Source organism: Halomonas lysinitropha, from assembly GCF_902500215.1.
GTDB classification, from domain to species: domain Bacteria; phylum Pseudomonadota; class Gammaproteobacteria; order Pseudomonadales; family Halomonadaceae; genus Halomonas; species Halomonas lysinitropha.
The window spans coordinates 128,523-134,914 of the sequence record NZ_CABVOU010000021.1 but is presented as its reverse complement, the minus strand read 5'-3'; the positions used below and the strand labels follow the sequence as shown (position 1 = coordinate 134,914).

The following is a 6,392-nucleotide window of genomic DNA, read 5'->3' as shown; positions in this document are numbered from 1 at the left end:
CCTGATCCCTTGCCGAACTCAGCAGTGAAACCGCTCAGCGCCGATGGTAGTGTGGGGTCTCCCCATGCGAGAGTAGGTCATCGTCAGGCACCTATTCAGGAACCCCGGCCACTGGTCGGGGTTTCGTCGTTGCGGGGGGGTCCCCATGAAGCGGAGCGCCGCCCGCCGGAGCCCGGCGCAGTCATCGTCAGGCCCCTATCCCGAAAAAACCCCGAGTTCACTAGAGCTCGGGGTTTTTTCATGCCTGAAATTCGATGCCGCTTACCCACTTTGGTCGCTGGCATTTCCGGGGGCTGGCCGCATCCGCTAGAATGTCATATTTCCCGTCAGGGGCATGAGCATGACCATCGGTGACCTGATTCGCTTGCTGAGCGATGGCGAATTTCATTCTGGCGAGCAGCTGGGCGAACGTCTGGGCGTGTCGCGGGCGGCAGTCTGGAAACAGTTGCGCAAGCTGGAGTCTCTGGGCATTCCCATGGAAGCAGTCAAGGGTCAGGGATATCGTCTGGTCGAGCGGCTGGAGCTGCTGGATGGTAGTGTCATCGTGGCTGGCCTTTCGCCAGAAGCGCGTCTTCACCTGACACGGCTGTTCGTCGAAGAAAGCCTGCCGTCCAGCAACGCTTTCTTGCGAGAGCGTTTCTCGCAGGAGGCAGGGCATGGCGAAGTCTGCCTGGTGGAGCAGCAGAGTGAAGGACGCGGACGCCGAGGACGTACTTGGGTGACTCCCTGGGGGCGTACCCTGATGCTCTCGATCGGCTGGCGATTCGAGGCGGGAGTCACGTCCCTTGAAGGGTTGAGCCTGGCACTGGGGGTGGCCCTCGCCAGGGTGCTCGAACGCCATGGCGTCAGGCCTCGCCTCAAGTGGCCCAATGATGTGCTGCTGGAGGCCGACGACGGGGCGCTCGGCAAGCTGGCGGGCATTCTGGTGGAAATCAGTGGTGATGCCGCAGGCCCATGTGAGGTGGTGGTGGGAATGGGCATCAATGTCGACCTGCCGGCGATATTCCGTAAGGGTATCGACCAGCCCGTCGCGGCGGTTCATGACCAGGCGCCGGAACTCTCTCGCAATGCCTTGGCCGTTGAGCTGCTAGACGAGCTCCTGCCCTTGCTGGCGGGTTTCGAGCAGCAGGGGTTTTCTGCTTGGCGTGACGACTGGAATGCCCGGCATGCCTATTCCGGCTGCGAGGTGGAAGTCCTGCAGGGGGGAGCCTGTGAGCCGGCGACTGCGGGTGATGTGGATAGTAGTGGGAATCTCTGGGTGCGTCAGCAGGGGCGTCCGGTACGGCTTGCCGGTGGCGAGATCAGCGTGCGGAGACGCGCATGATCCTGGATCTCGACATCGGCAATACCCTGTCTAAATGGCGTCTCAAGGATGCTGACAGCAGTGAAATTCGCTCCCGCGGTGCAGTCTGGACCCGGGAGGAGTGGCGCCCGGGCGCGGATATCCCGGACCTCGACGTTGTCGAGGCGGTGCGTATCTCCAGCGTGGCACGCAAGGCGGTGCTGGAGGAGACGGTGGCGCTGCTGCATCGCCGGGTGGGCACCGTTCATGTGGCGCGCTCGACGGCCGAGGCCCTGGGTGTCACCAACGGCTACGAAGAACCGGGTAAGCTCGGAGTCGATCGCTGGATGGGGGCCTTGGCAGGTTACCAGTTGGCCGGCGGCTGCTGTGCCGTGGATTGCGGTAGCGCCATCACCGTCGACTTCGTGTTGCCTGGCGGGCGCCACCTGGGGGGCTATATCCTGCCGGGGTTGCGACTGATGAAGGAAAGCTTGAAGCTCGGCACTCGCAATGTGGCCATCGACCCCGACAGCGAGGCCGAAGAGCTGCTGGAGCCCGGAAGGCGTACCGTCGAAGCGGTCAATCACGGCATCTATATGGCGGCGGTGAGCGCAGTAAATCGCATCTACAGTGAGGTGTGTGACCAGCAGGGCGTGGCGCTGCCGATGATGTTGACCGGTGGTGACGCCCGGGTAGTATCTCGGGGCATCCAGGTGCCACATACAGTCTGGCCGGACATGGTCTACGGGGGTCTGGAGGCCTGTTTCCCGTTGACCGCAGCCGAGCGGTCAGGACGCATGTCCGGGGCGCCTAGAGTGCCCGCGCCGGTCGCGCTGGAAAAGATACGGGCCGCGCTTGCATTCTCGATGCTGCTTTGACACAATGCGCCGCGTTCCGGAGAGACGCAGACGGCAAGTCCGTCGCATACGATCAAGAGTCAAAGAAAACAGGCACTTGACACCGGATTTCTAGGCGGTAGAATGTATCGCCAGCTGGAGGGGTTCCCGAGTGGCCAAAGGGAGCAGACTGTAAATCTGCCGCGAAAGCTTCGAAGGTTCGAATCCTTCCCCCTCCACCAGGTTCAGCTGCACCCGATGCGTCGAGTGATAGCCAGCAAGAGTGGGTCGGCGGGCATAGTTCAATGGTAGAACCTCAGCCTTCCAAGCTGATGATGCGGGTTCGATCCCCGCTGCCCGCTCCAAGTGTCAGGCTGAGAAGCCACAAGGTTGCGCTCATGTAGCTCAGGGGTAGAGCACACCCTTGGTAAGGGTGAGGTCGACGGTTCAAATCCGTCCATGAGCTCCATATCGAGAAGGCGAGCCCAGGCTCGCCTTTTCTTTTTCTACCTCGAAGAGATGTCGTGCGGGGTAGGGGGTTGTCAGGAAGAGCGGCTTTCGCTATTATGGCGCCCGTTGTCGGAAAGGCCGCCTGCAAAGGGTGGTCGATAAGCAGATACAGGCCAGTAGCTCAATTGGCAGAGCAGCGGTCTCCAAAACCGCAGGTTGGGGGTTCGATTCCCTCCTGGCCTGCCAGTCTTCCCCAGGCTGGCGAGATCTCGTATACTTTCATGTTTCGATTGCCGCACCCTGAGGAGTCTCGTTTTCATGAAGCATAACGCCGAGGTGCAGGAGTCGCGCCACGACGGGCTCAAGTGGGCGGTTGTCGTCACTCTGCTGGTCCTTGCCGTAGTCGGCAATACCTATTTCGCCGACCAGGCGCTTCTCTATCGTGTGCTCGGTGTCGTCGTGCTCAGCGTGGCGGCGGCGCTGGTGGCGCTGACGACGACCAAGGGTCGTGATCTGGTCGAACTCGCCAGGAGTGCGAAGAAGGAAATTCAGCGTGTGGTCTGGCCGACTCGACCCGAGACCGTGCAGACCACTGCCATCGTGCTGGTGGCTGTACTGGTGGTCGGGTTGATGCTCTGGCTGATCGACACCCTTCTTGGCTGGGCGATGTCCGGCGTCATCGGTTAGGAGTTTTCATGTCCAAGCGTTGGTATGTCGTCCACGCCTACTCCGGCTTCGAGAAGCATGTCATGCGCTCGCTTGTCGAACGCGTGAAGATGTACGGCATGGAGGATCGCTTCGGCGAAATCCTGGTGCCGACCGAAGAGGTCGTCGAGGTGCGTGACGGCAAGCGCCGCAAGAGTGAGCGCAAGTTCTATCCCGGCTACGTGCTGGTCGAGATGGAGATGGATGACGAGACCTGGCACCTGGTGAACGAGACCCCGCGCGTCATGGGGTTCATCGGTGGTACCAAGGAAAAGCCGGCCCCGATTACCCGCAAGGAGGCGGATGCCATCCTCAGCCGGGTCAAGGACGGCACCGACAAGCCGAAGCCCAAGACACTCTTCGAGCCGGGCCAGTCGGTACGTGTTGTCGATGGTCCCTTCGCCGACTTCAACGGGGTCGTCGAAGAGGTCAATTACGACAAGAGCCGAGTTCAGGTCAGCGTGCTGATCTTCGGTCGCTCCACGCCCGTTGAGCTGGAGTTTGCCCAGGTCGAGAAGGAATAGCCTTCCGGCCCAATGAGTTTTGTGGCAGCCACCCACGGGTGGCTGTGTAACCCGGGGAGCCGCAAGGCGCTACTACCCAACTGGAGTCCAACATGGCCAAGAAAGTACAGGCTTACATCAAGCTGCAGGTGGCAGCTGGCAAGGCCAATCCGAGTCCCCCCGTCGGCCCTGCTCTGGGTCAGCACGGTGTCAATATCATGGAGTTCTGCAAGTCGTTCAATGCCGCGACTCAGGACATCGAACCGGGTCTGCCGACCCCTGTGGTCATTACCGTCTATTCCGACCGCAGCTTTACCTTCATTACCAAGACCCCGCCTGCCGCGGTCTTGCTGAAGAAGGCGGCCGGCATCAAGTCTGGCTCCGGCGAGCCGAACAAGACCAAGGTTGGCACCGTGACTCGTGAGCAGCTCGAGGAGATTGCTCAGACCAAGGAGCCGGATCTGACAGCTGCCGATCTCGACGCCGCGGTGCGCACCATTGCCGGTAGTGCCCGCAGCATGGGCCTGAACGTGGAGGGTCTTTGATCATGGCCAAGCTTACCAAGCGTGCACAGCAGATTCGTGAGAAGGTCGACGCCAACCGGACCTACTCTCTCGACGAGGCCGTGGCCCTGCTCTCAGAGCTGTCCACCGTCAACTTCAAGGAATCCCTGGACGTTGCCGTCAACCTGGGCGTTGATCCGCGCAAATCCGACCAGGTCGTGCGTGGTGCTACCGTCATGCCCAACGGTACCGGCAAGGACGTGCGCGTCGCGGTCTTTACCCAGGGTGCCAACGTGGATGCCGCCAAGGAAGCCGGTGCCGATATCGTCGGCATGGACGACCTGGCCGAGCAGGTCAAGAAGGGCCAGCTGGATTTCGACGTGGTCATCGCCTCGCCGGATGCCATGCGTGTCGTCGGCCAGCTGGGCCAGATCCTCGGTCCACGCGGCCTGATGCCGAACCCCAAGGTTGGTACCGTGACCCCTGACGTGGCAACGGCCGTCAAGAACGCCAAGGCCGGCCAGGTTCGCTTCCGTACCGACAAGAACGGCATCATCCATACCACCCTTGGCAAGGTCGATTTCGACGCAAGCGCCATCCAGGGCAACCTGGAAGCGCTGGTCGCCGATCTGAAAAAGCTCAAGCCGAGCACGTCCAAGGGTATCTATCTCAAGAAGGTCACCCTGTCCAGCACCATGGGACCTGGGTTGACCATCGATCATTCCGCCCTGGCCTGATCGGGCGTCGATCGAGACGATTGCAGGAACTTTGCGGTCCCCGTGCCGGGCTATCTCGCCGGCGGGGCATCGTCAAAGACCGCAGGCGCCGCGCCTCTTGCGAGCGCGGCTTAATCTTCTCCAGGGAAGGCCTGCGCAGATGGTGTAGCCGCCAGATATCTGGTGAGCACCATCACCCAGGACTCCCGACCTCCGGTCGGGAGAGATGGTAACCACCGGAATCCTCTCGCGAGGTTCCGGCACGAAGGAGTGATCACTGTGCCACTAGCACTCGAAGGCAAGAAGGCAATCGTTGCCGAGGTCAGTGAAGCGGCCAAGGATGCGCTCTCCGTCGTAGTAGCCGACTCTCGCGGCGTCGCGGTCAGCGCGATGACCGACCTGCGCAAGCAGGCCCGCGAGAATGGCGTGCAGATCCGTGTTGTCCGCAACACCCTGGCACGCCGCGCCCTGTCTGGAACTCCCTGGGAGATTCTGGACGAGACCTTCTCCGGTCCGACCATGCTGGCCTTTTCCTATGAGCATCCGGGCGCTGCCGCTCGTCTGTTCAAGGAGTTCGGCAAGAGTCAGAAGGAGTTCGAGGTCAAGGCGCTGGCCTACGAAGGTGAGCTGATCCCGGCAAGCGACATCGACCGTCTGGCTAACCTGCCGACCTACGATGAGGCGATCGCCAAGCTGATGTCCGTCATGAAGGAAGCTTCTGCCGGCAAGCTGGTCCGTACCCTCGCGGCGCTGCGTGACCAGAAGCAGGAAGAGGCCGCCTGAACGGCGAACTCTTGCGCACAGCCCGAATCGAACATTGAATCCCGAGCCATCGCGATGCCGAGGCTCCCGCAAAGTTAGGAATCTAGACAATGGCACTGACCAAAGAAGACATTATCAACGCTGTCGCCGACATGTCCGTCATGGAAGTGGCCGAGCTGATTGAGGCCATGGAAGAGAAGTTCGGTGTCTCTGCTGCCGCCGCCGTTGTGGCCGGCCCAGGTGGCGGTGAAGCCGCTGTCGAGGAAGAGCAGACCGAGTTCGACGTCGTGCTGACCGGCGCTGGCGACAAGAAGGTGAACGTGATCAAGGCGGTCCGCGAGATCACCGGCCTGGGACTCAAGGAAGCCAAGGGTGCCGTCGACGGTGCGCCGGCGACCATCAAGGAAGGTCTGTCCAAGGACGACGCCGAAGAAGCAAAGAAGAAGCTGGAAGACGCCGGCGCGAGCGTGGAGCTCAAGTAACCCTTGTGCCCATGGCTTCACGCGCTGCGTAAGCTTCCACGGCTGGTGGCGGGACACCCGCTGCCGGCCTTTTTCTGTTGTCACTAGACGATCGCCCTCGGGCGATCGCTAGCCGAATTTCGACGGCGAGCTTCCTGGTGGAGGCTTGCCGTC

At 61.6% G+C, this 6,392-nt stretch carries 8 protein-coding genes, 4 tRNA genes and 1 rRNA gene; all 13 read left to right on the top strand.

Features of this window, described 5'->3' with window-relative positions; all coding sequences use genetic code 11:
• Positions 1 to 89: ribosomal RNA gene (rrf, locus tag HALO32_RS03910) — 5S ribosomal RNA — on the top strand; the annotation flags it as partial.
• Between the two features lie 251 nt (positions 90 to 340).
• Positions 341 to 1,324 (top strand): biotin--[acetyl-CoA-carboxylase] ligase, encoded by a 984-nt coding sequence (locus HALO32_RS03905; RefSeq protein WP_151442474.1) that lies wholly within the window; start codon positions 341 to 343, stop codon positions 1,322 to 1,324.
• Complete coding sequence (locus HALO32_RS03900; protein ID WP_151442473.1) at positions 1,321 to 2,160, top strand: type III pantothenate kinase; 840 nt, start codon at positions 1,321 to 1,323, stop codon at positions 2,158 to 2,160. Before HALO32_RS03905 ends, HALO32_RS03900 begins: the two co-directional genes overlap by 4 nt.
• Positions 2,161 to 2,276: 116 nt before the next feature.
• A tRNA-Tyr gene (locus HALO32_RS03895) sits at positions 2,277 to 2,360 on the top strand.
• Between the two features lie 49 nt (positions 2,361 to 2,409).
• A tRNA-Gly gene (locus HALO32_RS03890) sits at positions 2,410 to 2,483 on the top strand.
• A gap of 29 nt (positions 2,484 to 2,512) precedes the next feature.
• Positions 2,513 to 2,587 (top strand) — tRNA-Thr (locus tag HALO32_RS03885).
• A gap of 151 nt (positions 2,588 to 2,738) precedes the next feature.
• A tRNA-Trp gene (locus HALO32_RS03880) sits at positions 2,739 to 2,814 on the top strand.
• Positions 2,815 to 2,886: 72 nt separating this feature from the next.
• Complete coding sequence (gene secE, locus HALO32_RS03875; RefSeq protein ID WP_133636922.1) at positions 2,887 to 3,255, top strand: preprotein translocase subunit SecE; 369 nt, start codon at positions 2,887 to 2,889, stop codon at positions 3,253 to 3,255.
• A gap of 8 nt (positions 3,256 to 3,263) precedes the next feature.
• Positions 3,264 to 3,797 (top strand): transcription termination/antitermination protein NusG, encoded by a 534-nt coding sequence (gene nusG, locus HALO32_RS03870; protein WP_151442472.1) that lies wholly within the window; start codon positions 3,264 to 3,266, stop codon positions 3,795 to 3,797.
• 92 nt (positions 3,798 to 3,889) lie between these two features.
• Complete coding sequence (gene rplK, locus HALO32_RS03865; RefSeq protein ID WP_151442471.1) at positions 3,890 to 4,321, top strand: 50S ribosomal protein L11; 432 nt, start codon at positions 3,890 to 3,892, stop codon at positions 4,319 to 4,321.
• A 2-nt stretch (positions 4,322 to 4,323) separates the two neighbouring features.
• Positions 4,324 to 5,016, top strand: a complete 693-nt coding sequence (rplA, locus tag HALO32_RS03860) for a 50S ribosomal protein L1 (RefSeq protein ID WP_151442470.1) — start codon at positions 4,324 to 4,326, stop codon at positions 5,014 to 5,016.
• Between the two features lie 258 nt (positions 5,017 to 5,274).
• Positions 5,275 to 5,778, top strand: coding sequence for a 50S ribosomal protein L10 (gene rplJ / locus HALO32_RS03855; RefSeq protein ID WP_151442469.1), 504 nt, complete (start codon positions 5,275 to 5,277; stop codon positions 5,776 to 5,778).
• Positions 5,779 to 5,867: 89 nt separating this feature from the next.
• Entirely contained in the window at positions 5,868 to 6,239 is a 372-nt protein-coding gene (gene rplL, locus HALO32_RS03850) for a 50S ribosomal protein L7/L12 (protein WP_151442468.1), read from the top strand.
• Positions 6,240 to 6,392 lie beyond the last annotated feature (153 nt).